The sequence below is a fragment of the Lacticaseibacillus suibinensis genome (genome assembly GCF_003946175.1).
Lineage (GTDB): Bacteria > Bacillota > Bacilli > Lactobacillales > Lactobacillaceae > Lacticaseibacillus > Lacticaseibacillus suibinensis.
In genome coordinates this window covers 115,059-140,066 of the sequence record NZ_RHOK01000001.1, presented here as the reverse complement: position 1 = coordinate 140,066, position 25,008 = coordinate 115,059, and the positions used below count along the sequence as shown (strand labels likewise).

Here is a 25,008-nt window from a genome sequence, read left to right as displayed (position 1 = left end):
AAGGAGCAAGTTATGCGAGCAGTGGTGCAGCGCGTCAGTTCAGCCAGTGTCACCATCGACGGGCAGATCAACGGCGCCATCGACCAAGGTTTTATGGTTTTACTGGGCGTCGGCCCGCACGATACTGAAGTTGAGGCCACTAGGTTGGTGACGAAGATCAGCAAGCTGCGGGTGTTTAGCGACGCCGCGGGCAAAATGAATCTGGACCTGAAAGCCGTCGGCGGCAGTGTCCTGGTGGTATCGCAATTCACGTTGTATGCCGATGTCAGCCATGGCAACCGGCCTGGCTTCACCAACGCCGCGGCGCCGGCGCTGGCTGATCAGGTGTACCAGTTCTTCTTGGCGGCGATGGTCGCGACTGGTATTCCAGTGCAACACGGGGAATTTGGCGCGGACATGCAGGTGAGCTTGGTCAATGATGGCCCGGTCACGCTGCTTTATGATACCGAGGCCGGCGCATGTTAGTGAACGCGATTTGGGATTTGGATGGGACCCTATACGATACCTATCCGGAAATGCTGAAGGCCTTGGTGGCGACGCTTGAGCACCACGGCGCGACGGGTGACGCCAGCGCGCTTTTGACCCAAATTAAGCGAGGCTCTATCAAGGCCACGGTGGGCGAAATGGCGCCAAAACTGGGTGTGGCCGCTGAAACCCTGCTGGCTGAATACCACGCCCTGGAGGCCCAAACGGTGATGACCGCCCAGCCTTATCCGCAGGCCGCCGCGGTGGTCAAAGCAATTCAAGCCGCTGGCGGCAACAATCTCTTGATGACCCACCGCGACAACTCCGCTTGGGCTTTGTTACACCAAGCTGGGCTGGATGAGGCCTTTATCGGTGGGGTGACCGCCGCGATGACTTTCCCACGGAAGCCGGATCCGGCGGCCATCAAGTACTTGGTGAAAGTTCATCAACTCAACCCGCAGCGCACCGCGATGATTGGCGACCGCAAGCTTGACGTCATTGCCGGACAGCGGGCCGGGGTCAAAGGGGTTTATTTCAATGTCGACTGCCTGAATGATGCGCCCATGGCTGATGTGCAGATTGAGCAGCTGAATGAGCTGTTGCCCTTGTTTCATGCCTAAACTAAACGCCCTGTCAAACCTGAATAGAGGTTTGGCAGGGCGTTTGGCTTTGCAGCTAGTGCTTATTGATGGTTGCCGGCTTTGAAGTAGGCCGTTAAGCCTTGCACGACATCGCTGGCGACTTGCTGCTGGTAATTCTGCGATTTGATCTGGGCGAAGTCTTTGTCATCATTGATGTAGCCCATTTCACAGAGCACAGCGGGTTGGCTGTTGTTACGGATGACTTCGAAGTTGCCGTATTGGTAGCCGCGATTGCTCAGCGGCAGGTTGCTGCTGAAGGCCTGGTTGAGGGCTTTCGCCAAAGCGAGATCTTTTTTCGAATTGTAGTAGTAGGTGGTGAACCCGGAAGCCTCATTGGCGTTGGCACTGGAGTCAAAGTGGATGGAGATGAACGCATCGGCGTGGGCCTTGGCCGCCAACGCGGGCCGTGGTGCTAGGTCAACGAAGGTGTCGGTGCTGCGCGTGTAAATGACGTTTGCACCTTGCGCTTGCAAAGCAGACCCGATGGCTTTGGCCATTTCTAGGGTGTAGGTCTTTTCGTACTTGTTGGAGGTCGAGAGGGCGCCACTATCAGCGCCGCCATGGCCAGGATCTAAGACAATCGTCGCTTCGCTTAGGTTGGTGGCCGCCTTGGTGGCTTTCGTCCCAGGGGTGGTGACGGTCCAACTAGCAACATAGCCGGTTTTACCAGCGGCGGTTTGGACTTTGTACCAATCACTAGATTGGTCAAGGACCGTGAGGGTGGTGCCTTTCGCCAATTTGGCGACAATAGGGGCGTTCAACCCGCCGGCCTGGCGCAAATTGACGCTGGCTGTGGTGGTCACCTTAACGGCGGCGACAGTGGTGGTTTGCGGCTTCACCGTGGTGCTGACCTGCTTAGGTTGGGCGAGCGCGACGGTATTGCCACTCAGCGTGATGTTGCTGGTTGCGACCCACGCTGCGGTATTATCGTAAGCGACCTGCGTCCAGTGCCCTTCTTGGTAAATGACCTTGAGCTGGCGGCCGGCATTCACCGTGCCTAAAATCTTGGCGTCAGTGGTGGCATATTGCCGCACATTGGTGGTGCGCTTGGCAGTGGCCAGTTTAGCAGTGGTGGTGGTAGCTTCGTTTTGATCCACCAGCCAGGAGGCGACCCAGCCGATTTTATTGCCGGCCAGGCGCACCTGATCCCATGAATTCTGCTGTTTGATGACGGTCAGTTTGGTGCCACTTTGCACCTGGCCCATCACACTGTACGCCAGGCCTGGCCCGAGCCGCACATTCAATAGGTTAGCCCGCACCGTGATGGTGTTGCTGGCGGCCAGTACCGTCGTGGTGGCGGCGGAGACCCCAATCAAAGCCGCAAACACCGCGATCAACGGCCAGCGTTTAAGTTGTTTGAACTGCAAAGCGTCATCCCCTCGGTTTCCTTACTAGGCTGATTATACCAAACAGGGCCTGCCTTTGCGTTCTTTTTCAAGGAATTTTCAAGGCGGGCGTTGACATCTGCGGATAAACAACGTACGCTGGGACTAAATAAACGCGCCGATGACGAAGCAGGATAGACCACTTGAAGCGACCCGGAGATGGTGAAAGCCGGGACCGATCGAAAAGACACTTCTGAGGCTGAACGAGCTCCGGTTGCCACCGTTATGGCTAAGTTAAACACAAGGTGGTACCGTGTCCGCACCCTTCGTCTCTGACGAGGGGTGTTTTTTTATTCAGTTCGGCGTTAAAAGGAGGAAATTATGAGTTATCAACGACCAAAAGGCACCGCGGATATTTTGCCTGGGCAAAGCGAACTCTGGCAAAAAGTGGAACAAACTGCCCGCGATATTTTGACCCGTTATCGTTACCAAGAAATTCGCACGCCATTATTCGAAAATTACGATGTCTTTGCCCGATCTTCAGGCGAAACCTCAGATGTTGTGTCCAAGGAAATGTACACCTTTGAAGACAAAGGTGGCCGGCAAATGGCGCTTCGCCCAGAAGGCACGGCTGGGGTGGTGCGGGCCTATGTTGAGAACAAATTGTACGGCCCAGAATACACTAAGCCCTACAAGGTTTACTACATGGGGCCGATGTATCGCTATGAACGGCCGCAAAGTGGCCGGCAGCGCGAATTCCACCAAATCGGCGTTGAAGCCTTTGGCGGTGATAGTCCGGCGCTGGATGCCGAAGTCATTGCGCTGGCGAAGGACCTGCTTGAAGCGTTAGGCGCTAAGCACTTGAAGTTTGCCATTAACACTTTGGGCGACCCAGAATCGCGTCAGGCTTATCATGCGGCGTTGATTGCTTACCTGACGCCATTCAAAGACCAGCTGTCTGAAGATTCCAAAGTTCGGCTCGAGAAGAACCCGCTACGGATTTTGGATAGCAAAGACCGCGGCGATCAGGCCATTGTGGCTGATGCGCCTAAGCTGATCGATTACCTGACGCCGGCCGCCGCCGAGCGGTTCGCAGCAGTCCAAGCGGATCTTAAGGCGCTGGGCATCAGTTTTGAAATCGATCCGGACATGGTGCGCGGCTTGGATTACTACAACCACACGATTTTTGAAGTGATGAGCGATGACGCTGTGTTCGGCGGCGGTTATACCACCATTTTAGGTGGCGGCCGCTACAACGGCTTAGTGGAAGAACTCGGCGGCCCCGAAACCCCAGGCATTGGCTTCGGGATGGGCGTTGAACGCGCGATGCTGTTGATGCAAGGGCAAACCGCCACGACCAGCTTGCCAGCCTACATCGTCACCATTGATGAAGCCGGCAAAGGCGCCGCGCTGCATTTGGCTCACGCCTTGCGGCAGCAAGGGCTGGCCGTCGATATGGATTTCTTGGATCGCAAAGCCAAGGCCCAGTTCAAGTCTGCCAACAAAGCAAATGCCCAATACGTGCTCACGATTGGGGAAAGCGAACTGGCCAATGGCACCGTTCAAGTCAAAAATATGCAGTCGGGTAATCAAGAAGCCATGGCGCAATCCGCGCTGGAAGCTGACTTTTTGAACCAGGTGGCAAAATTGGAGGAAGCACATGACTAAACGAACACTTTATGCAGGCGAGGTCACCAAGGCGAACTTGGGCCAAACCGTGACCTTAAAAGGGTGGGTGCAAAAGCGCCGCTCGTTAGGTAACTTGATCTTCGTTGATTTGCGCGACCGCGCCGGCATTGTGCAGCTGGTGTTCTCCCAAGAATTCGGGGAGGATGCGCTGAACGTGGCCAACACCATGCGGAGCGAATACGTGATTGAAGCCACCGGGACCGTGACCTCGCGGGCGCCGGAAGCTGTTAATCCTGAGATGAAAACCGGGGAAATCGAAGTTGAGATTCAAACGGCTAAGATTTTGAATCAAGCCAAGACCCCGCCCTTTGATATTGCCGATGGGGTTAACGCCACTGAAGAGACCAAACTCAAGTATCGTTATTTGGACCTGCGGCGGCCGGAAATGCAGGAAGCCATCATCACCCGCAGCCAGGTGCTGAAATCCGTGCACCACTACTTCGATGACCAAGGCTTCTTGAACATTGAAACGCCAACCTTGACTGCCAGCACGCCAGAAGGTGCCCGGGATTACTTGGTGCCGTCTCGTGTTTATCCGGGTAGCTTCTATGCCTTGCCGCAATCCCCGCAACTGTTTAAGCAGCTGCTGATGGGCGCCGGGTTCGATCGTTATTATCAAATTGCGCGTTGCTACCGAGATGAAGATTTACGCGGCGATCGGCAGCCAGAATTCACCCAAATCGATATGGAAACCAGTTTTCTTGATCAGCAGGAAATTCAAGATCTCACTGAGGGTCTGATTGCGCGCGTGATGAAGGATGTCAAAGGCATCGACGTTAAGCTGCCCTTCCCACGGATCGAATGGCAAGAGGCCATGGATCGCTACGGCTCTGATCGGCCTGACATGCGCTTTGACATGTTCATCCAGGATATTTCCGACCTAGTGAAGGACTCTGACTTCAAAGTCTTTGCCAATGCTGTGGCCAATGATGGCCAGGTACGGGCGATTGTCGTGCCTGGTGGGGCGGAGAAGTACTCCCGCAAGAAGATCGACGAACAGCAAGACTACATCAAGCGCTTCGGGGCGAAAGGCTTGGCCTGGCTCAAAGTCACTGCCGACGGGATTTCTGGTCCCATTGCCAAATTCTTTGGTGATGGCGCTGAATTGACCAACGCACTGAACGCGAGTGCCGGCGACTTGCTTTTGTTTGTCGCTGATCAGCCGGCGGTGGTGGCCGCAAGTCTGGGCTACCTGCGCCTGCACTTCGGCCATGATCTCGGTCTGGTTGACGAGTCCCAGTATAATTTCTGCTGGGTCGTTAACTGGCCATTGTTCGAATATGATGAAGGGATTGAGCGTTGGGTACCAGCGCACCATCCCTTCACCATGCCGAATGAGGAAGACGTGCACTTGCTGGATACCGATCCGCACAGTGCCCATGCCCAGTCTTATGACATCATCATGAATGGGGATGAATTAGGCGGCGGCTCAATTCGTATTCACAGCCGCGAGATTCAAGAGAAAATGTTGAAAGCGCTGGGCTTCACGCCAGAGCGGGCACAAAAGTCCTTTGGTTTCCTACTGGATGCCTTGGACTATGGCTTCCCACCGCATGGCGGCTTGGCGTTCGGCCTGGACCGCTTCGTGATGTTGCTGCTGGGCCGCGACAACATTCGCGACGTCATGGCCTTCCCGAAGAACTCCAATGCGTCTGAACCGATGACCAGCGCGCCAACGCCGGTGGCGGATCAACAACTCAGTGACCTCGGAATCGAGGTGCGGGCGAACGTGGATCCTGACGCCGCCCATGCGGAAGATCAAAACCTCACCGAATAAGCCAGTGAAAAGGGGCAAGCCTCGTGCTTGCTCTTTTTTGCTACCATCAGCCGCAAAAGACGTTAACTATTTAATTGCTGACAATTTAATTCAAAGCAGGTATACTGAACGCGAGGTGATGACAATGACTGACAAACAAGATGATTTGAAACAGCGCCTGACGCCTGAGCAATATCGCGTCACGCAAGAAGCCGCCACGGAGCGGCCATTTTCCAGTGAGTATGATGATTTTTATGAACCCGGCATCTATGTTGACATTGTCTCTGGCGAGCCGCTGTTTTCCTCGCAGGATAAGTATGATGCTGGCTGCGGCTGGCCGTCTTTCACCAAGCCCATTGCTAAGCTGAAAGAAAAGCGGGATACCAGCTTCGCCATGGAACGCACCGAGGTTCGCAGCGGGCAGGCTAATTCCCATCTGGGCCATGTTTTCACTGACGGGCCAACGGATAGGGGCGGTTTGCGCTATTGTATCAATGGTGCGGCCCTCCGCTTTGTGCCACTCCAGCAGCTAGAGCAGGCCGGTTACGGCCAGTATCGCCAGCTCTTTGAGGAGGCGTAAGCATGGCAGAAGCAACAGCAATTTTTGCCGGCGGCTGTTTTTGGTGCATGGTGCAACCATTTGACCAGCAGCCTGGCATTATCAAGGTCATTTCGGGCTATACCGGCGGTCATGTCGCTAATCCCACCTATGAACAAGTGGCCAGTCACACCACGGGGCACACCGAGGCCGTTGAAATCACTTACGACCCGGCTGTGATCAGCTATGCTGACCTAGTTGAAATCTATTGGCAGCAAACCGACCCCACCGATGCGATGGGCCAATTTCAGGACCGCGGTGACAGCTATCGGCCGGTGATTTTCTACCAAAATGAAGCCGAAAAAGCGATTGCGGAAGCCTCCAAGGCAAAGTTAGCTGCCAGTGGTCGCTTCAGCGATCCCATTGTCACCAAAATCGAACCAGCCCAACCGTTTTATCCGGCGGAAGACTATCACCAAGATTTCTACCGCAAGAATCCTTGGCGCTATGCGATGGAAGAACAAGGCGGCCGTGAACAGTTCAAAGCTCAGCATTGGGTAAATTAATTAAGGAGATTAGGCGATAGGAGGAGTCACGTCTGCGTGGCTCCTTTGTGTTCCTCTCAGGAAGGGACTATTCATTGCCGGGTGCTGCATTTCCCAGAGTGGGGCAGTTGAGGTCATCCACTACCGTAGGGCCGGTCAACCGGAGCCGGCAGGGGCTCAGTGGTGAAATTGTTCTTAGCCGGGGGCTTTCCGGCTTAGAACAAGCCGCGACTGCGAGACTCGCAGCGCGAGGCTCAAAGCGCTGGCCACCACGTTCCAGCCCCTGCCGGCGGAGGTTGACTGGCCCGGTCTCTATCTCAAACGCTTGGATTCCCTGCGCCGCGGCTTGGCGGCGTGGTATACTTAATGCACTAACACAGGGAAAGGATCACGTTATGCAAGAAATTGATCGGCTGATCAGACGGCACCAAAACTGGAGTCGGTTCACCGCAGCCTTCTTCTACAGTATTTGTGTCGCCTTAGCTTTGAATATGTTTTGGGAACCAGGTGGCGTTTTCGCCAGCGGGGTCACTGGGGCTGCGCAACTGGTGGCCACAGTCATCCGTAAATGGTTCAATTTTCAGCTGACCACACCTTTTGGTCGTCTCGGCACCACCGATATTTTCTCGACTGGGACCTTGCTTTTCCTGCTGAACGTACCGTTGTTTGTGATTGCATGGCGGCAAATTGGTCACCGCTTCACCGTGTTTACTTTCTTAGCCGTTATTTTTTCGACGATTATGATTCGCTTGCTGGGGGTGGTGAAGCCGCTCACGACCGATCCCATTGTTTGTGGGATTTTCGGGGCCGTCATCAATGGTCTCGGCACCGGCTTTGCGCTGCGGAATAACATCTCCACTGGTGGGCTCGATATCATCGGTATCGTCTGGCGGAAGAAAACCGGCACCACGATAGGAACAGTGAACATCGCGGTCAACATCGTGATTGTGTTCCTGGCGGGCTTTGTCAATGACTGGCCACATGCGTTGTACTCGGCGCTGGCGATTTTCATCAACGGCCGGGTGATGGATTCCATGTACACGCGGCAGCAGCGCCTTCAGGTGATGATTGTCACCGATCAGCAAAAAGCCGTGGTCAACGAGATTCAAAACACCTTGCGCCGGGGCATCACCATTGTGCATGATGCCGAAGGGGCGTTCCACCACGAAGAAAAAACCATTCTCTTCACCATCATTTCGCGGGCTGAAATCTATGACCTGCAAGATGCAATGAAGCGCAGTGATCCTTATGCGTTTGTCTCGATAACCGAGTCGGTGAAAATCATGGGGCATTTCTACGAACCAAAGACAGACTAACGAATGCGCCGGGGCAGCCCGGCTTTTTTTGGAGGATAGGGTCATGTTAATCGGAGCAAATGTAAGCATGAAAGGCACCAAAATGCTGGTAGGGGCAGTGGCAGAGGCCCAGAGCTACAAGGCCACGACCTTGCAGTTCTATACCGGTGCCCCCCAGAACACTAGACGCAAAGCGGTAGCAGACATGCGGATACCAGAAGGTTTAAAACTGATGGAGGAGGCCGGATTGAGTCACACGGTCATTCATGCGCCTTACATCGTTAACCTTGGCAACACTGTCAAGCCGGAGAATTATCCCTTTGCAGTGCAGTTCATGAAGGAGGAAGTGCAACGCGCCGAGGCGCTGCAGGCCTACGCGATGCCGTTTCACCCCGGGGCGCATGTTGGCGCCGGCCCGGAAGCGGCAATCAACCAAATCGCTAAAGGACTGAACGAAATACTCACACCGGACCAACACGTGGTCATTGCCTTGGAAACGATGGCCGGTAAAGGCACCGAAATCGGCCGCACCTTTGAAGAATTGGCGGCTATCATTGACCAGGTCGAGCTGCAGGACAAGGTGATGGTGACGATGGATACTTGTCACATGAGCGACGCCGGCTATCCGGTGCGGGATGACTTCGATGGCGTGCTCAATACTTTCGACCATGTGATTGGCTTAAACAAACTAGCGCTGATTCACCTCAATGATTCCAAAAATCCGCAAGGCGCGCACAAGGACCGCCATACCAATATTGGCTTTGGCACGCTAGGGTTTGACTGCCTCAACGCGATTGCGCATCACCCGCAATTGCAAGGCATTCCCAAGATTTTGGAAACGCCGTATGTCGGGTCAGACCGCAAGCATTTGGTGCCACCGTATGGCCCAGAAATCAACTGGCTCAAAACCGGTCACTTTGCGCCGGCTGATTTGGTAGCCTTAGGCGCGGCACCGCTGGCAGAGAAAGAGGCATAATCATGACAACGACCATCAATGAGGTCGCAGCGGCGGCTGGGGTATCTAAATCCACGATTTCTCGCTACCTAACTGGGCAATTCGACCGCATGTCGCCTGCTACGCGACAGCGCATTGCCGCGGTGATTGCGGCACTGGGATACGTGCCCAACCATAACGCCAGTGCCTTGCGCTCCAAGCGCTCGCATCAAATTGGCGTCGTGGTGGGGGATGTCTCCAATGTCTACTCGACTTTCCTCATTAAAGGGATCGCCGCGGTCACCCATGACCATGGTGATCAGATTTTGATTGCTGATGGCGGTGAGGACCCCGCCACCGAAGCGCAGGCCTTGGCGAGTCTCGTGGCCTCTAATGTCGACGGCATCATCTTGCAACCGGCGCGGGGGCAGGCCAGTGCGTATGAGGCCCTCCGCACCGCTGGCTTGCCGGTGGTGCTGGTGGACCGGGTGTTGACGCCGCTCAGCTTTCCTTGTGTGACGTCAAACGACCAGACCGCTAGCGCTGCCTTGGCTGAGGCAGTGGTGGCAAAAGGCTACCGGCGCCTGCTGGTGATCAGCCAACCCGTTAAGGACGCCTCGGTCAGAGCTGAACGCTATGAAGGGTTTAAAGTCGCGGCCCAGGCCGCAGGGGCCAGCGTTAGCTTGCTAGAAGTGGGCAAAGATAGCACCGTGGCGGGCATCAAGCCTTGGCTGGCTGCAAATGCGGAGCATCACCCGGCGATTTTTGCTGCGAATGGGAACTTGCTGATGGCTAGTTTGCGCTGGCTCCAGGCCCATGCTGTCGCTGTACCTGTGGCAGTCGGCTTATGTGGCTATGATGATTGGAACTGGGGCGAACTGGCCAATCCGGCGCTATCGGTACTTGATCAGCACCCTGAGCAAATTGGGCGGGCCGTGGCCGAACGGCTGGTGGCCTTGATGAGCGGCGAGGCTGTGTCTGTGGCCCGGACGGAAATTCCGGCCACACTCCATCTGCGCGCCTCACTCTAAACTAAAAACCCGGCTGCAAGTTGCGCAGCCGGGTTCAATTTGCTTTCAGTTAGCGGTTCACGCCACCAGCGTTAACCATGGCGCCGCGAATATCAGCGTCAGATACCAGATTTAAATCACCGCTGATGGTCAGCTTCAAGGCGCTGGCGGTATCGGCATAATCGATTTGGGCCTGCGGATCAAAGCCATGCTTCAGCGCATGGAGCAACCCGGCGCCAAAGGCATCACCAGAAGCCACCCCTTCAAACACGTGCATATGATAAACCGGGCCTTGGTAAAATTGACCGGCTTGCCACATCAAAGCGGTGCAGTCATGCTGTTCGACGGAATGAATGTTGCGGACCACGCTGGCAATGGTGTGCAGATTGGGGTACTTGGCCGCTAGCTGCGTCATTGCCGTTTTGAAGCTCGGCAGCTGATCGATGCCGGTGCTCATATCGCCATCGAAGGCTTTAATACCCAGGGCGGCTTCGAAATCCTCATCATTGGCCAGCAGAACATCAACAAACGGCATGTACCGGGCAATCACCGGCTGCGCCTGCTCAGGCGACCAAAGCTTGCCGCGGTAATTGGCGTCTAGGCAGACCTTGATGGCGTGCGCGTGGCAATAAGCCAAGGCCTCGTCTAAGGCCGCGGCCAAGGCCGGCGACAAGGCGGGGGTGATGCCGGAGAAATAGAAATAATCGACGCCGTTGAATATGGTGGGCCAGTCAAACTCGCTGGCTTCGGCTAAGGCAAAAGCACTGCCGGCGCGATCATAAACCACGTTGGTGCTGCGAATCGACGCCCCTTTTTCAAAAAAGTAAATCCCGAGGCGCGGTCCACCTTGCAGCACGCGACTCGTCTCCACACCAAATTCGCGCAGCGTATTGAGCGCTTTTTGCCCGAGCAGATTAGCCGGCACTTTGGTCAGCACTGCTGCGTCATCGCCGAGCTGGGCCAGAGAGACCGCGACATTGGCCTCGGCGCCGCCGTAATTGGCCTCGAAAGTATTCGCCTGCAGAATGCGCTGATGATCCACCGGCTTCAGCCGCAATAGCATTTCACCCATGGTTAAAATCGTTGACATGACAATCACTCCTTACTGGTAAATGTAAGCCTTTTATGTCTAAAATCAGTGTAACATATTCTTTAGGCAAACGGTTTCCTTAATATCGGAAAAGGCGTACAATGTCCTTGTTAGGAACTGATTGAACACTAAAGGAGACTATTCAACATGCAAAAAGTTGAGAACTTATTGCGCCTCAAGCAAGCAGGCGTGGTCGCGGTGATTCGCGATGATACCCCGGAAGGCGCGTTGAAACAAAGCGATGCCGTGATTGCCGGCGGCGTCACTGCCATTGAGCTGACCTTCACCGTGCCGAATGCGGCAAACGTCATTCAAGAACTGGCCCAAAAGTATCACGATGACACCAGTGTCATTATCGGGGCCGGTACGGTGCTCGATCCGGTGACGGCGCGGCTGGCGTTGTCAGCAGGGGCGGCCTTCATTGTCAGTCCGTCCTTCAACGCGGAAGTAGCCAAGATGTGCAATCTGTACAACATCCCTTACACACCAGGCTGCATGACGCCAACGGAAATCCAGCGCGCTTTGGAAGCCGGTTGTGATTTGGTCAAGCTGTTCCCAGGCGCCGTGATGCACCCAGCCATGGTCAAAGCCGTCAAGGCACCATTCCCACAGTTGTCGATCATGCCCACTGGCGGAGTTGCGCTCGATAACATGGCCGAATGGTTCGCCGCTGGCGTCACCTTAGTTGGTGCCGGCTCCAACTTAACTGCCGCCGCCAAGACTGGCGATTATGCTGGGGTCACGGCTACCGCTAAGGCTTACAAAGCCGAATTGGACCGCATCCGCGGCTGATCCGCTCTGGTGGCGCTTAAACCGCCAACTAAGACGAAAAAACTCAGGTCACCACTGACCTGAGTTTTTGATTTCCATTTACTGCTTAGCGGCATCGTCGACTTCATCTAGGCCCATGTGCTCGAGAATGAGCATCGCCGTTTCTTCAATCGAGCGGTGGGCGGTGTTGATCACCATGCAGCCGAGCTTCTTGTAAAGATCATCGGCAAATTGCAATTCGTCGTTCACCTGGCCGCGGGCCGAGTAGGCGGTGTCAGGATCCAGGCCGTAAGCAATCATCCGCTGGCGCCGGAATTCCATCAGCACTGAAGCATCGGTGGTGAGGCCAACGATTTTCTTGGGATCGACTTTCCAGATTTCTTCCGGAATGTGCGCATTTGGCACCAGCGGCAGGTTTGCCACTTTAAGATTGCGGTTGGCGAGGAACAGCGACAGTGGGGTTTTGCTGGTGCGCGAGACTCCTAACAGCACGATGTCGGCTTCCAGGAAGCCTTTGGGATCCTTCCCGTCATCATAAAGCACGGCGAATTCCATCGCCGAGATGCGATCAAAGTATTTTTCGTCCAGGTCATGAACCGCGCCAGCCACGCCGCTAGGGGCTTCACCGGTGCCTTGACTGACGGCTTTGAGAATCGGCGTCATCACGTCAATCAGTGGCACCTTGATTTGCTGGGCATATTCCTTGGCGACATGCGCCATGCCTGGTGTCACCAAGGTCGCAATCACGATGCCATCGTCTTTTTTCGCCGCATCCAAGGTGCTCATCAGTTTGGTTTGATCATGCACAAACGGAAAGCGCAGATAATGGGCACTTTGATCGGCAAATTGCGCCGCGGCGGCTTGGGCCAGCTTGAGGCCGGTTTCGCCGATTGAATCTGAGATAATATAGTAATTCGTTGCTGCCATGTTCATCCACCTTTCGCCCGAACCCGGGGCGGGATTGTTCGCTGTATTGCGTTCGCTTTCATTTTACCATAGCTGACGGGGAGAAAAAGCGTAGGCCTTCAGGGATAAAAATCACAGAATATCGCCAATTTCGATAAATGCTGTATTGACGCGATTTTTCAACTTAGATATAATAGACAAGAACTTGCGATGGTATCTATCAATGGTTACACAAGTGTCGGAGGGAGGGATATCATATGGCAAAGACGGTCGTTAAGAAAAACGAATCTCTCGATGATGCTCTTCGGCGCTTCAAGCGCACCGTATCCAAGTCAGGTACTTTAGCCGAATACCGGAAGCGGGAATTCTACGAAAAGCCAAGCGTTAAGCGGAAGTTAAAATCTGAAGCTGCACGCAAGCGCAAGAAGTTCTAATTTTCGCCAAAGCGCGCGCCGATTGTGGCGCGCGTTTTTTGCGTCAGAAAGGAAGATCAACATGGCAGTATTGGATCAATTGAACGAACAAATGAAAACGGCAATGAAGGCCAAGGACAAGCAAACGTTAAGCACGGTGCGGATGTTAAAGTCCGCCTTGCAAAACAAGCAGATTGACTTGGGCCATGACCTCACGCCGGAAGACGAAAAGGCAGTGCTTTCCACCGAGCTGAAGCAGCGTAAAGAGAGCTTGGAAGAATTCAGCAAAGCCGGCCGCGAGGATTTGGTGACGCCGCTGGAAGCCGAAATCAAAATCGTCGAAGCTTATCTGCCAGCGCAACTCGATGAAGCCGCAGTGACCAAACTGGTCGATGAAACGATTGCCGAAGTTGGCGCTACCGGCAAAAGCGATTTTGGTAAGGTCATGAAGACCCTGATGCCAAAAGTGAAAGGCCAAGCCGATGGGGCCATGGTTAATCGCATCGTCAAAGCAAAGTTAGGCTAAGGTTGCATTGCCCGCCCAGCAGTCCTGGACGGGTTTTTGATTGCCACCGCTACGGCGCGAGGCGATGCGCTTTATGGTAGAATAAAAGCAAATCATTAAGGGGGCCGCTTTTTGCCAGAAACTGTGGAAAAGACGCTGACATTGGCCAGCGCAGATCAGGCGATTGCCATTGCTGGCATCAATGATCAGAACCTGACCTTGATCGAGGAAGGACTGGATGTGCTCATTGCCCCATTTGGCCAAGAGTTGCGCTTGTCGGGCACGCCAGCGGCCACGAGTTTAGCTTACCAGCTCATCACGCAATTGCTGACACTGCTGGGTCGGGGCATTGCCGTGGCGCCTCAAGATGTGGTGTCAGCCATCAACATGGCCAAACGCGGTACTTTGGAGTATTTTGCTGACATGTACAGTGAAACGCTGATTCGCGATGCCAAAGGGGCGCCGATTCGCGTCAAGAATTTTGGCCAGCGTCAGTACGTGCAGTCGATCAAGCACAATGATATTACCTTCGGCATCGGCCCAGCCGGCACCGGGAAAACTTACCTAGCAGTGGTCATGGCTGTGGCCGCCATGAAGGCTGGTGAGGTCGAAAAAATCATCCTTACCCGGCCGGCGGTTGAAGCCGGTGAAAACTTGGGCTTTTTGCCTGGCGATCTGAAGGAGAAAGTCGATCCCTACTTGCGGCCGATTTATGATGCCTTGTACGCGGTGCTCGGTACGGACCACACTAATCGCTTGATGGACCGCGGCGTGATTGAAATTGCGCCACTGGCTTACATGCGGGGGCGGACCTTAGACAATGCCTTTGCCATTTTGGATGAGGCCCAAAACACCACCCAGATGCAAATGAAGATGTTCCTGACGCGGCTCGGGTTTTCGTCGAAGATGATTGTCAACGGCGACATCACCCAAATCGACTTGCCGCCTAACCAACACAGTGGCTTGATTCAGGCCCAGAAGATTCTTAAGGATATCGATCACATTGGTTTTGCCACCTTTGCCGCCAGCGATGTTGTGCGGCATCCGGTGGTCGCGAAGATCATTGAAGCGTATGGCGAGGCCAGCGAGCAGTCCAAGGCTTAGCGGGGGAACAGCGATGGAAACAACGCCAAAATTTAGTCATCGTGCTTTAGCACTGCTGCTGATATTTAGCGCAGTGCTGTTTGCGTTGGCGGCGTGGATTTTGTGGCCGCGGCCACTGCAGGTAAAGGTCAACACTGCCGCGCCGCAAACCATCATTGCCACGCAAACCGTGCAAGATCTTGCCAGCACTAAAAAGGCGCGGGTCGCGGCGGCCAATGCCACCACGCCGGTGTACAGTTATGATCAAAGCGTCAGCACCAAGCAAGCCGATCAACTGACTCGGTTCGAAAAAGCGTTAGCAACGGTGGAAACCACCGCCACCAGCAAAGCGCAGACCGCCCTGAAGAAGGCGCAAAAGGATAACGCCAATGCTGTGCTGGCGGTCCCGACGCCGGCGGAGCTGACCAAAACGTTCCGCGCCCAATACAGCAAGGCCGATTACCCTTATTTCTATCAATTCAGCACGGCCTTTTTAACCCAGGCTTATGGGTTAACGCAGGCCCAGCGCCACCAGGCCTTTGAAGCCGCCAGCAAGGCCGTTGCGGCACAGCTCGCCGGCCGCGTGACGAGTGATCAGCTGACCGCTAGCAAGCAAACCGCCCGGCGCGCGGTCAAGGCGGCTAACTTAACCGCAGCCCAAAACAAAGTGGCCACGACTTTGGTCAACCAAACCCTCATCGCCAATGAATTGGTGGATACCACTAAAACCAAGGCCAAGCAAGCGGCTGCCGCCGCGGCGGTTAAGCCGGTTGCGATTTTGCAAGGGCAGGTCATCGTGCAGCAAGGGCAGCTCATCGATCAAAGCGTGCTGCATCAAATCACCGTGCTGGGCCTGACCAAACGCAAGGCGCCTTGGGCCTTGCTGGGCTTTGGCGTGCTGCTGATTGTGCAGGCGCTGGCAGTGCTCGCGCTGCTCATGGATCATCCGCGGGCAGAGCAAGCAAAAGAATTGCTGCTATATGGCGGCGGCATGCTGCTAGTGGCGCTAATCATGCTGGGGCTGCGCTACTTGGCAAACACCAGTGGGGCGAATTTGACCTTGTTGCTACCAGCAGCGCTGCTACCGTTAATTTTCCGGACGTTCATTGACCGGCGGTGGGGGCTGCTGGCGGCCTTGATGCAAACGCTGCTGGCATACTTCATTTTCTATTCCACCACCGGCACGATTTTCACCGCTGGCACCGCAGTAACGTACTTAACCACTGGTATCTTGGCGGTGATGATTCCCAAGCGCCGGCTTAATGATGTGTTGCAGCGTGTGGCGTTTTGGGTGCTGGGCTTGAATCTCGCCTTAACCGTCAGTTTGATGCTGATGCAAGGGGCCCGGTTCACCAGCAGTTTGACCTGGCAGACCCTAGGCTTCACCGTGGTGGGGCAGGTGCTCGGTTATATTTTGGCGATTGGCGTCACGCCGTATCTGGAGTTAATCTGGCGCGATGACGCGATTTTCCGGCTGAATCAGTTGAGCAACCCGAATGACCCGCTGCTGCGCGAGCTGTTGACCAAGGCGCCCGGGACGTATCACCATAGCATGATGGTGGCGAGTCTGGCCGCCAACGCCGTGGCAAAAATCGGGGGCCGAGCGAGGTTGACGCGCGTGGCATGTTATTATCATGATGTGGGCAAGTTGAAACGGCCGCTTTATTTTACCGAGAACATGCCGAATGGCTTCGATAGCCCGCACCATCATTTGTCAGCGCAGGCCAGCGCCAAAATTATTTTTGCCCATGTCGATGACGGGGTGGCGATGCTCAAGGCACGCCACATGCCGCAATTCATCATTGATATTTGCCAGCAACATCATGGCACTACTTTGATGAAATACTTCTACATGGAAGCGTTAAAAACGGATCCGAGCACGCCAGAATCTGAGTACCGTTATCAAGGCCCAAAGCCGCAAAGCATCGAGGCGGCGGTGATCAACCTGGCGGATACTTGTGAAGCCGCCATCCGCTCGATGAAGCAGCCGACGCCAGAGAAAATTCACGATTTTGTCCATCACATCACCGACGAGCGGCTCGCTGATGGGCAATTCGATGACGCCCCGATCACCGTAGCGCAGCTGCGGCAAGTCGAAGCTTCACTAGAAGCGGGCTTAGCCAGCACCTTTTATACGCGCATCGAGTACCCGCAAACCCCAGATGATATTAAATGACCTCAAAGGAGAATCCCATGGACCTGGAATTATATGATGACCAGAAACGCCTGTCGGCTGAACATACCAAATTGGTGAAGGAATTAGTCGAATTTGCCGCCAAGACGCTGGATAAGGCGCCGGATACGGAAATGTCGATCACCATTGTTGATGATGCCGAAATCAACCGAATCAACAAAGAATACCGCGACACTGACCGCGTCACGGATGTCATCAGTTTTGCCATTGAAGATGGCGATGAAGAGGTGTTGTCAGGTTTCCCCGACATGCCGGAAAACATTGGCGATTTATTTATCGATCCTGACCAAGTGGCGCGTCAAGCCACCACCTACGAGCATTCCTTCGAGCGTGAATTGGGCTACACCGTGGTCCATGGCTTCTTGCATCTCAACGGATACGACCACATCAAGCCGGAAGATGAGGCGGTCATGATTCCGTTGCAAGAGAAGATTTTGACTGCCTATGGCCTCACCCGCTAAGCAAACCAGCAAAAATCGGCACTTCGGCCAGTCGTTCCGGCACGCGCTGGCCGGGCTAGTGACGGTGTTCAGGCATGAAGGTAACTTTCGGCGGGAAAGTCTTGCCGCGCTGCTGGTGTTTATGGCGGCTGCGGTGCTCCGGGTCAATCGCTTTAGTTGGCTACTGCTGGTGCTGGCAGTGCTGCTCGTCTTTTTGTGCGAGCTTTGGAATACCATCATCGAAGCGCTGGTCGACCTCGAGGTTGAAGGTCGCTACGATGTGCGGGCGAAGCGCATCAAAGACATGAGCGCCGGCGCCGTGCTAGTGGCGGCGCTGATTGCGGTGGTGTGCGGCGTGTATGTGTTTTTCCCGCCCTTGTGGCATCTAATTGGAGGCAGTTCATGGATGATTTAATTGCAGCAGCCCAAAAGGCGCGCCAAAACGCCTACATCCCGTACTCACATTTTGCCGTGGGGGCCGCGGTGCAAGTCGATGGCCACATTTTTGCGGCCTGCAACATTGAAAACGCCAGTTACGGCCTAGCGATGTGCGCCGAACGCAACGCCATGTTTCAGGCTGTGGCTGCTGGTTACACGCACCTAGAAGCGATTGCCGTGATTGGCGATACCGCTGGGCCGATTTCACCATGCGGAGCATGTCGGCAGGTGATGGCGGAGTTCTTCGCCTCGGACGCGCCGGTTTATCTGACCAATTTGCATGGGCAGGTTCAGACCACCACGGTCGCGGCTTTACTGCCAGGCGCCTTTACTAAAGGAGATTTGAAATGACAACCCATCACTCAGGTTTTGTGGCCATTATTGGCCGGCCCAACGTCGGCAAATCGACGTTTATGAATCGTTTGCTCGGCGAAAAAATTGCGATTATGTCGCCGAAAGCGCAAACCACCCGCAACAAAATCAATGGGATTTATACTACCGCCGACGCCCAAATCGTGTTTGTCGATACCCCAGGGATTCACAAGCCGAAAAATCAGCTGGATGACTACATGGATAAGGCCGCCCTGTCGACGCTCAATCAAGTCGACGCCGTGCTCTTCATGGTTGCCGCCGATGAGGCGATGGGCCCTGGCGACCAGTACATTATCAATCAGCTGCGGCCGGTGAAAACGCCAGTGTATTTGCTGATTAATAAAATTGACCTTGTGCATCCCGACGACTTGCTGCCGCGGATTCCTCAGTACGAAAAGGCGCTGCATTTTGCCGGCGTCTACCCGCTGTCTGCTACGATGGGGAATAACGTGGAAGAATTGGTGCAGGATTTGATTGCCGCGCTGCCAGAAGGCCCGCAGTTTTATCCTGAAGATCAGCTCACCGACCACCCCGAGTATTTCGTTGTGGGGGAATTGATTCGCGAAAAAGTCCTGGAACTGACCCGCGATGAGGTGCCGCACTCTTCCGCGGTGCAAGTGGAGCGCATGAAAGACCGGGTCAATGGCAAACTCCAGATTGAAGCCTACATCATTGTCGAACGCGATAGCCAAAAAGGCATTGTCATCGGTAAAGGCGGGGCGATGCTAAAGCAAATCGGTATTCGCGCGCGGCAAGACATCGAAGCCCTGCTTGGCGAGCGCGTGAACTTGAAGCTGTGGGTGCGCGTGCAGAAGAACTGGCGCGACAACAACCAGTACCTGAGAAGTCTCGGTTACAACAGCAAGGATCTCCGCTAACATGAGCAAGCGCAATGTCGCCTTTCAAGGGCTGGTGTTGAGCCGGCAAAATTATCGCGAATCTGATTTACTGGTGAAACTCGCCACGGCTGAGTATGGTAAGAAGATGTTTCTCATTCATCGCGCCAAAAAGCCGGGCTTTCGCATGACGGCAGGGATTTTGCCGTTCACTCAGGCCGACTACACCGGTACCATCAATGAAGATGGCCTGTCTTACCTGACCACGGTGCAAAGCGCACATCAGTTTCAGCATATTGCCGAAGACATTACGCTTAACGCCTATGCCACGTACATTTTGGGCCTGATTGACCTCGCTTTTCCCGATGGCGAGGCGCTAGGGACTTGGTATGATTTCGCTGAAACCAGTTTGGCCTTGATCGACGATGGCGTTGATCCGGCCATTGTCACCAACATTGCCGAAGTGCAGTTGCTGGGGGCGTTTGGGGTGGCTCCAAACTGGCGCGGCTGTGTGCTGGATGGGCGCAGCGACTTACCACTGGATTTTTCCGAACGCTACGGCGGCCTGCTGTGTCAAAACCACTGGCCGGAAGACGCCTATCGCTTTCATGTTCAGCCCAAGGCCCTGTATTTATTGCGGCAATTTTCAGTGCTGGATTTGCATCAAGTCCATGCGGTGACGGTGACTGCCGCCACCAAAAAAGAACTGCGCCGCGTGCTCGACCGTATTTACACCGATATGGTTGGCACCGTCCCCAAAGCCAAGCGCTTTTTAGACCAAATGCAGCAATGGCAAGACCATTTGCCGCCTGCTTTGCAACCTGATCCCGGAAAGGAACCTCATGACGCCCATTAAATTGATTGCTAGTGATCTTGATAACACCTTGCTGCTTGCCGATAGCACGTTGCCAGCAGGCATTTTTGACCGCATCTGCCAGCTCCATGCGGCTGGGATCGAATTCGTGGCTGCCAGCGGCCGCGGCGTGTACACCCTGGAGGACTTGTTCGCGCCGGTGGCGGACCACATGAGCTTCGTCGCCGAAAATGGTGGCGTCATCAAGCGGCAGGGCCAAGTCCTCGCGCAAAACATGCTGAAGCCTGAAGAAACCGCCGAAGTGGTGGCCTATGTGCGCACCCAGCCGGATGTGATTGCGATTGGCAATGCCCTGGATGCCACTTACCTCGATGCCAGCGAAGCCGACTACCAGCCGGAGCTGAGCTCGTTTATCAGTCGCTTTGCCATTGCGCCTGATCTCACCCAGGCACCGGTGCCAATGGCGAAGCTGTCGCTATATTTTCGCGCAGGCGGCGCCTATGCCGCTTTTCCGCGCATCGAGGCGCAATTCGGCAACCGGTATGGCCTGACGGTGGGCGGGGAAACCTTCATCGACGTCATGCCGAAAACCACCAATAAAGGCCTCGGGCTGACCCAACTTGGCGCAGCTCTGAACATCACGCCAGCCGAAATGATGGCCTTTGGCGATACCAACAATGATATTCAGATGATGCAAACGGTGAAATACGGCGTGCTCGTCGCCAATGCGACGCCAAACATGGCAGCCTATGCGGATTACCGCACCGCCAGCAATCTTGACCTTGGGGTGCTCAAAGCAATAGATGGCGTGCTGGCAGGCCAGCTGCCGGCGCATGTCTGAACTAGCCCCATCAAAGTAGCCTCAACCATCACGCCAAGCGCGGTGGTTGAGGCTATTTTGAGTTATTCAACACAAGTAAAGCTGGGTTCTAGCAGCTCTCGTACGTAGACTTCTGCCTCCTCGCGCGTGGTGGGGTGCTGACCGAGGAAGATCCATTCCATAATCAGCAGCACCGTTGAACTGTAATGCTTTGCCACCAGCTCGACTGGTGTTTTGAGTGCTTGCGGCTTGGCGCGGGCGGAAAACAGCTCCGTAAACACGCTGGTGAAGTACTGGATAAAGTGATTCACCAGCTGACTATCAAGCGGATTGTGTGACACCACCGCAATCAATAAGTCATGATGGGAGTCAAACAGATGGTAGATTTGGTCGAAAGCCGCCATAAACGTGGCGTCTGTCGGGTCGCCACTGATTTGATCCAGATGGACTTCCCGCCGCATCCGGTACCAGCAGTAGGTGAGCAAGTCATACTTATCGTCAAAATAATTATAGAAGGTCGCCCGTGGATAGTCGGCGGCTTCACATAAGGCATTGACACTGATTTTCTCAAACGGCTTTTCACCAAGCATCATCAGCATCGTTTCTGAAAACGCTTTAAGCGTCCGAGCCGCGCCCCGAGTGGTTTTTTGTGCTGGATCGTATTTCATGAGTGGTTACCTCTTCAATGATTTTCTTTTGCAATTTGCAACATCTGTCCAATTTTCGACGATTGGATAGAGATTGTCTCTTGTCTAGCTTTCTCCTGTAATCTACCATAGCAATGAATGTTTTACAACTGTCTAAACGTAAACAGATGAATGGAGTAACGCAGATGAAAAACTTTTTGAAACATCATGGCCTCGCAGCAGTGATTTGGGCGCTGTTGGTGATTGTGGCCGTTGTCTTCATGCCTGATGTCAACGCTTTGGTGCGCGACAACGGGGCTGTGAAGCTACCTGACAATGTGCCTAGCCAGGTCGCCACCCGGATTCAAAAAAAGGCCAATCACAATCGCAAGGTCTCAACTTATACGGCGGTGTTCAACAGTAAGCACGCGTTGACCGCCAAGCAAAGCCGAGCAATTGACCGTAAACTCAAAGCCCTCAAAAGTGAATCCGGGCTGACGATTACCACGGTCATGCGGCCCAGTGAAAATGCGCAAACCAAAAAGCAACTGATCAGTGGCGACAAAACCACCCAGCTGACCCAAATTACCGTCAAAAAAGGCCCACTGGTCAAAAATCAAGTTAAGAAACTGCAGGCCCAGCTGAAAACCAACGGCCTGAAGACGTATGTCACCGGGGTCGACGCGTTGAATGACGACTTCTCAACGGTGACGGAAAAAGGGATTCAGAAAACCGAAATCATCGCGATTATTTTCATCTTCATCGTGCTGATCATCGTCTTCCGCTCCCCAATCGTGCCGGTGATTTCACTGCTGAATGTCGGGGTCGCCTTCATCACCAGCCTCAGCGTGGTCATGAACCTGGCCGCGCATGCCGGCTTTCCAATTTCGAACTTTACTCAAGTCTTCATGGTCGTGGTGCTGTTCGGGATTGGGACGGATTATGATATCCTCCTGTACGATTACTTCAAAGGGCAGCTAGCGAAAGGGAAAACCGCGCTGGAGGCGACCGCCGAAACGCGGCGGCATGGCGGCCGCACGGTACTTTATTCCGGCGTGTCAGTCTTGATTGGGTTCTCCGTGCTGTGGCTCGCCAAGTTTACCTTCTATCAAAGTGCCTCTGCAGTCGCGATTGGCGTGCTGGTACTCTTGCCAGTACTACTGACGCTGAACATGTTCTTCATGGCCACACTTGGCGCCAAAATGTTCTGGCCGAGCCGCGTGGATGGCGGGGAAAGCTCAAGCAAGCTCTGGTACTGGCTGTCTCGCGGGGCGATGAACAAGCCTGCGCTGTGGTTAGCTGCCGTTGCCATTCTGGCGGTACCGTTTACCATGGCGATGAACGCCGAAGAAAACTTCAACAATGCGGATGAATTGCCCACGACTTACCAATCCAAGCAGGGCTATGTCCTGATTCAAAAGCATTTCTCCAAAGGCATGACCGCACCAGCGACGATTTATATTCAAAGCAAAACGCCGCTGAACACCCAGGCTAAACTGGCGGCGATTGACGATTTGACTCAGTATCTGCAAAAAGAACCAGGGGTTAAAACCGTCGCGTCTGTCACCGAACCTGGCGGCAGCCGCATTGACGCCATGTACCTGCGCAGTCAGCTGACCACCATCACCAAAGGCCTAGCAGAATCGCAAAAAGGTTTAGCGACCTTGAAAAAGGGCCTTGCTGATGCCAACACTCAGCTTAAAGCCCAAAATATCAGCGGCTCGATGGCGCAAGTGCAAACCTTGGCGGATGGCAGTCAGCAGCTCGCCGATAAAATGGCGACCTTGCAAGCCGGGCTCAAAACCTATACGGCTGGCGTCAGCACGGTGAACAGCGGCACCCAGACCTTGAAAAACAGTGCTGGGGCGTTGGTATCAGGCTCTCAGCAATTGCAAGCCGGCAGTGATCAGCTTAATGCTGGTGCACAGAAGATCAATGACAACATGAGTACCCTGAAAGATGGGGCTAACCAAGTCAGTGCTGGGACCCAAACCATGAATGACAAGGTTCAGCAACTCGCTGCCGCTGGCAATCAGCTCAATCAAAGTCTGAACGGGTTGTATCAAGCGCTTACCACCATGAATACGCAGGCCGCCGCCCTGCTCGCACAGCTAAACGCGCAGGCTGGCGGCACCCAGCCTGGCTTGCTGCAAACTGCCGTCACTGGCATTCAAGCCGGCTTAACCCAGGTCAACCAAGGCCTGAATGGTGCTGCCAGTGAAGTCAATACCGCGGCTGCGCAAGTGAACCAGTTGGCCGCTGGGGCGGCTAAAGTCGCTAGTGGTGCTAATGCCATGAACGCCGGGACCCAAACGTTGGCCAATGGCACTGCTTCACTGGCAGCGAATATGGCCGCGTTAAGCGGTGGCGCGAGCCAAGCCGTTAGTGGCATTAATCAGCTCGCCAACGGGACGGCGCAATTAGCCGCGCAAAACGGCACCCTTAACTCCGGCACCGCCGCGCTAACCAGCGGCGCCGGCCAAGTCAATGCTGGCGTGCAAGAGCTGAATACCAAGCTGAAGGCCATGGCTAGCCAGGTCGACAAGCTTGGTGATGGTTTGACCACTGCCACCAAGGCCTTAGGCGCGCTGGAAGCTGGCAATTCAAGTATGGATGATTACCTGACTGAGCTGAAAGGTTCATACATGGGCAATCAGTTCTACCTGCCGAAAGCCACGATTAAGAGCAGTCAGTTCAAGCCAGCGCTGGATGCGTACATGTTTGACCATAATCGCATCACGACCCTGACTGTCGTCTTCAAAGGCGATCCAAACTCGGCCAAAGCAGACCAGCAGTTCACCACGTTGCAAAAAGACTTGAATGCTAAGTTGAAGCATGGGGCGCTGGGTAAGGCGACCGTAGCCATCGGCGGGCAAACCGCCGAAGATCATGACTTACGGAACCTGGCCAATGGCGATTTCTTGCGGACTGCCGCCATCATGGTGATTGGGATCTTCATCGCCTTGATTTTTGTCACCGAATCGATTTTGCAACCGATCACGATTTTGGCCACCTTGGTCACCGCGTATGTCACTTCGATGGGGCTGACGCGGCTGATTTCCAGCACTGTGCTAGGGCGGCCACTGTTGACCTGGAACACGCCGTTCTTCACGTTTATCATGTTGATGGCCCTTGGGGTCGATTACAGTATCTTCCTCATGGTGCGGTTCAAGGATGGCACCATTGAACCTGATGTGCGGGTGCGGATGCTGAAGGCTGCCACCACGATCGGGGCAGTCGTGCTCAGCGCTGCGGTCATTTTAGGCGGGACCTTCGCCGCCTTGATGCCAAGTGGCGTCACGACGCTAATTCAAGTGGCATTAGGCGTGATTGTTGGGCTGGTCTTGCTGGTCATTTTGCTCCCAATCAGCATGTCGGCCTTGGTCAGCTTGAATGAATGGCACCATGCTCGTGAAAATGGGCATCAAGAAAACGAATAGATTGCCAAAAATCCGAGTCGCTTGGCTCGGATTTTTTATGTTATGCTCAACGCTGAGGTGAG

24 protein-coding genes and 1 pseudogene are annotated in these 25,008 nt (G+C 54.5%); 21 read left to right on the top strand and 4 right to left on the bottom strand.

Annotation, left to right across the window (positions count from 1 at the left end; all coding sequences use genetic code 11):
- Window positions 1-12 precede the first annotated feature (12 nt).
- Together dtd and EKM90_RS00635 are read left to right on the top strand one after the other, a co-directional pair.
- Window positions 13-465 carry a D-aminoacyl-tRNA deacylase gene (dtd, locus tag EKM90_RS00640; protein ID WP_125579098.1) on the top strand — a complete coding sequence of 151 codons (453 nt, stop codon included), beginning with the start codon at window positions 13-15 and terminating at the stop codon, window positions 463-465.
- On the top strand, window positions 459-1,085 hold the full coding sequence (locus EKM90_RS00635; protein ID WP_125579097.1) for an HAD hydrolase-like protein: 627 nt from the start codon (window positions 459-461) through the stop codon (window positions 1,083-1,085). Before dtd ends, EKM90_RS00635 begins: the two co-directional genes overlap by 7 nt.
- A 62-nt stretch (window positions 1,086-1,147) precedes the next feature.
- On the opposite strand, the gene EKM90_RS00630 is transcribed toward EKM90_RS00635, so the two are convergent.
- Window positions 1,148-2,473 carry an N-acetylmuramoyl-L-alanine amidase gene (locus EKM90_RS00630; protein WP_125579095.1) on the bottom strand — a complete coding sequence of 442 codons (1,326 nt, stop codon included), beginning with the start codon at window positions 2,471-2,473 and terminating at the stop codon, window positions 1,148-1,150.
- 339 nt (window positions 2,474-2,812) lie between these two features.
- Here EKM90_RS00630 and hisS point away from each other — a divergent pair, with 339 nt between their 5' ends.
- The 7 genes from hisS to EKM90_RS00595 all read left to right on the top strand — a co-directional run bounded on the left by hisS (window position 2,813) and on the right by EKM90_RS00595 (window position 10,219).
- Window positions 2,813-4,099: a histidine--tRNA ligase gene (gene hisS, locus EKM90_RS00625; RefSeq protein WP_125579093.1), complete on the top strand. Its 1,287-nt coding sequence runs from the start codon at window positions 2,813-2,815 to the stop codon at window positions 4,097-4,099.
- A complete protein-coding gene (aspS, locus tag EKM90_RS00620; protein WP_125579092.1) occupies window positions 4,092-5,897 on the top strand; it encodes an aspartate--tRNA ligase in 1,806 nt (601 codons plus the stop codon). The genes hisS and aspS overlap by 8 nt, the downstream gene beginning before the upstream one ends.
- Before the next feature lie 124 nt (window positions 5,898-6,021).
- Window positions 6,022-6,456 carry a peptide-methionine (R)-S-oxide reductase MsrB gene (msrB, locus tag EKM90_RS00615; protein WP_125579090.1) on the top strand — a complete coding sequence of 145 codons (435 nt, stop codon included), beginning with the start codon at window positions 6,022-6,024 and terminating at the stop codon, window positions 6,454-6,456.
- 2 nt (window positions 6,457-6,458) lie between these two features.
- Window positions 6,459-6,980 (top strand): peptide-methionine (S)-S-oxide reductase MsrA, encoded by a 522-nt coding sequence (msrA, locus tag EKM90_RS00610; protein WP_125579088.1) that lies wholly within the window; start codon window positions 6,459-6,461, stop codon window positions 6,978-6,980.
- Window positions 6,981-7,354: 374 nt separating this feature from the next.
- Window positions 7,355-8,275 carry a YitT family protein gene (locus EKM90_RS00605; RefSeq protein ID WP_125579086.1) on the top strand — a complete coding sequence of 307 codons (921 nt, stop codon included), beginning with the start codon at window positions 7,355-7,357 and terminating at the stop codon, window positions 8,273-8,275.
- 43 nt (window positions 8,276-8,318) lie between these two features.
- Window positions 8,319-9,230 carry a deoxyribonuclease IV gene (locus EKM90_RS00600; protein WP_125579085.1) on the top strand — a complete coding sequence of 304 codons (912 nt, stop codon included), beginning with the start codon at window positions 8,319-8,321 and terminating at the stop codon, window positions 9,228-9,230.
- Window positions 9,231-9,232: 2 nt separating this feature from the next.
- Window positions 9,233-10,219 carry a LacI family DNA-binding transcriptional regulator gene (locus EKM90_RS00595; RefSeq protein ID WP_125579083.1) on the top strand — a complete coding sequence of 329 codons (987 nt, stop codon included), beginning with the start codon at window positions 9,233-9,235 and terminating at the stop codon, window positions 10,217-10,219.
- Window positions 10,220-10,268: 49 nt separating this feature from the next.
- Here the strand turns inward: EKM90_RS00595 and EKM90_RS00590 are convergent, their stop codons facing one another.
- On the bottom strand, window positions 10,269-11,288 hold the full coding sequence (locus EKM90_RS00590; protein ID WP_125579081.1) for a sugar kinase: 1,020 nt from the start codon (window positions 11,286-11,288) through the stop codon (window positions 10,269-10,271).
- A 147-nt stretch (window positions 11,289-11,435) separates the two neighbouring features.
- Here EKM90_RS00590 and EKM90_RS00585 point away from each other — a divergent pair, with 147 nt between their 5' ends.
- Complete coding sequence (locus tag EKM90_RS00585) at window positions 11,436-12,080, top strand: bifunctional 4-hydroxy-2-oxoglutarate aldolase/2-dehydro-3-deoxy-phosphogluconate aldolase (protein WP_125579079.1); 645 nt, start codon at window positions 11,436-11,438, stop codon at window positions 12,078-12,080.
- Window positions 12,081-12,158: 78 nt separating this feature from the next.
- Here EKM90_RS00585 and EKM90_RS00580 read toward each other — a convergent pair whose 3' ends face one another.
- Complete coding sequence (locus EKM90_RS00580) at window positions 12,159-12,986, bottom strand: pyruvate, water dikinase regulatory protein (protein ID WP_125579077.1); 828 nt, start codon at window positions 12,984-12,986, stop codon at window positions 12,159-12,161.
- Between the two features lie 236 nt (window positions 12,987-13,222).
- Here EKM90_RS00580 and rpsU point away from each other — a divergent pair, with 236 nt between their 5' ends.
- The 10 genes from rpsU (at window position 13,223) to EKM90_RS00530 (ending at window position 20,901) form a co-directional block, all read left to right on the top strand.
- On the top strand, window positions 13,223-13,399 hold the full coding sequence (rpsU, locus tag EKM90_RS00575; protein ID WP_054661478.1) for a 30S ribosomal protein S21: 177 nt from the start codon (window positions 13,223-13,225) through the stop codon (window positions 13,397-13,399).
- 61 nt (window positions 13,400-13,460) lie between these two features.
- Window positions 13,461-13,904, top strand: a complete 444-nt coding sequence (locus EKM90_RS00570; protein WP_125579076.1) for a GatB/YqeY domain-containing protein — start codon at window positions 13,461-13,463, stop codon at window positions 13,902-13,904.
- A gap of 111 nt (window positions 13,905-14,015) precedes the next feature.
- A complete protein-coding gene (locus EKM90_RS00565; protein ID WP_125579075.1) occupies window positions 14,016-14,987 on the top strand; it encodes a PhoH family protein in 972 nt (323 codons plus the stop codon).
- A 13-nt stretch (window positions 14,988-15,000) separates the two neighbouring features.
- Window positions 15,001-17,142 (top strand): HD family phosphohydrolase, encoded by a 2,142-nt coding sequence (locus tag EKM90_RS00560; RefSeq protein ID WP_164507785.1) that lies wholly within the window; start codon window positions 15,001-15,003, stop codon window positions 17,140-17,142.
- A gap of 17 nt (window positions 17,143-17,159) precedes the next feature.
- The gene (gene ybeY / locus EKM90_RS00555) at window positions 17,160-17,621 is read left to right on the top strand and encodes an rRNA maturation RNase YbeY (protein ID WP_125579072.1); all 462 of its coding nucleotides are present in this window, start codon (window positions 17,160-17,162) and stop codon (window positions 17,619-17,621) included.
- On the top strand, window positions 17,605-18,015 hold the full coding sequence (locus EKM90_RS00550) for a diacylglycerol kinase family protein (protein ID WP_125579070.1): 411 nt from the start codon (window positions 17,605-17,607) through the stop codon (window positions 18,013-18,015). Before ybeY ends, EKM90_RS00550 begins: the two co-directional genes overlap by 17 nt.
- Window positions 18,003-18,389 (top strand): cytidine deaminase, encoded by a 387-nt coding sequence (locus EKM90_RS00545; protein WP_125579069.1) that lies wholly within the window; start codon window positions 18,003-18,005, stop codon window positions 18,387-18,389. The genes EKM90_RS00550 and EKM90_RS00545 overlap by 13 nt, the downstream gene beginning before the upstream one ends.
- Window positions 18,386-19,288 carry a GTPase Era gene (gene era / locus EKM90_RS00540; RefSeq protein WP_125579068.1) on the top strand — a complete coding sequence of 301 codons (903 nt, stop codon included), beginning with the start codon at window positions 18,386-18,388 and terminating at the stop codon, window positions 19,286-19,288. The genes EKM90_RS00545 and era overlap by 4 nt, the downstream gene beginning before the upstream one ends.
- Before the next feature lies 1 nt (window position 19,289).
- Window positions 19,290-20,102: a DNA repair protein RecO gene (gene recO, locus EKM90_RS00535; protein WP_125579066.1), complete on the top strand. Its 813-nt coding sequence runs from the start codon at window positions 19,290-19,292 to the stop codon at window positions 20,100-20,102.
- Complete coding sequence (locus EKM90_RS00530) at window positions 20,089-20,901, top strand: HAD-IIB family hydrolase (protein ID WP_125579065.1); 813 nt, start codon at window positions 20,089-20,091, stop codon at window positions 20,899-20,901. Before recO ends, EKM90_RS00530 begins: the two co-directional genes overlap by 14 nt.
- A 62-nt stretch (window positions 20,902-20,963) precedes the next feature.
- On the opposite strand, the gene EKM90_RS00525 is transcribed toward EKM90_RS00530, so the two are convergent.
- Entirely contained in the window at window positions 20,964-21,548 is a 585-nt protein-coding gene (locus tag EKM90_RS00525; RefSeq protein WP_125579063.1) for a TetR/AcrR family transcriptional regulator, read from the bottom strand.
- Between the two features lie 164 nt (window positions 21,549-21,712).
- Between EKM90_RS00525 and EKM90_RS00520 the strand changes: the two are divergent.
- Window positions 21,713-24,934: pseudogene (locus EKM90_RS00520) on the top strand (MMPL family transporter); the annotation flags it as partial.
- Between the last annotated feature and the right edge of the window lie 74 nt (window positions 24,935-25,008).